Annotated in this window: 1 protein-coding gene; it reads left to right on the plus strand. The window is 30.0% G+C overall.

Translation table 11 applies throughout. From position 1 onward, the window contains the following. Window positions 1-960: glycosyltransferase family protein (locus AC1DQW_RS27755; RefSeq protein WP_477457031.1), on the plus strand; the 960-nt coding region annotated here is incomplete at its 5' end. Window positions 961-971: the final 11 nt, after the last annotated feature.

The following is a 971-nucleotide window of genomic DNA, read 5'->3' on the forward strand; positions in this document are numbered from 1 at the left end:
AATTATAACAGGATTTATTTAAACGTAAGAATTCATAGATTTTTAAAAAAGGAAATAATTCATCAGGGTGAAAATATAAGAACTTATAATATAAATTCCATTTTCCATCTTTTTTTTCTTTTAAAATGTATTTCCAGTAGTGATGTTATATATTTCCATTCCATATATAATGTGATAAGAGTTTTTCCATGGTTCTTGCTTTATAAAAAGAAAACTGTTTTAGATGTACATGGTGTTGTACCCGAAGAGATGGAGAGTATGGGAAAAGGCTTTAGAGCAGGCATATATTCGTTTGTGGAAAAAATTGCTTTTAAAAAAATGTCGCTAATGATATTTGTAACTGAAAGCATGGCCGATTATTATAAGACAAAATATCCGGGATGGCATGGGAAATATAAAATATTTTATATCGTACCGGCTAATCTGACTGTGCATAATAATATGGCAATTGGAAATGACGAAAAAATAAATGTTATCTATAGCGGCAATACTCAAAAATGGCAAAATATTGAGTTGATGCTTAACGTTATTAAAGCTAATTTATCAGCAAAAATTAATTATTTGATATTAACCGGTGAACCGGAAGTGTTTAAGAGGCATATAGATAGCTTGCGTATAGATGCTAATATGATTACCATAAAGAGTGTTCACCCGAATGAACTTGCACAATATTATAACTGGGCACATTATGGTTTTATACTTAGAGATGATGTTGTGGTAAACAGGGTGGCCAACCCAACAAAGCTTATTGAATATTTATGTTACGGAATAGTACCAATTGTAAAATCGGCTGAAATTGGCGATTTTATGAAACTGAAATATGAGTACCTGAATTATGAAAATTTTTCGGATAAACTGTTTCCGGTAAAAAGTGATATCAATCTTAAAATAGCTAATCAAATTATTGAAAATTACAATCCTCAAAAAATATTTGATGAAATACTGGAGACTTTATTATGACAGGGTACCTT

Source organism: Mucilaginibacter sp. P5_A4, from assembly GCF_056400605.1.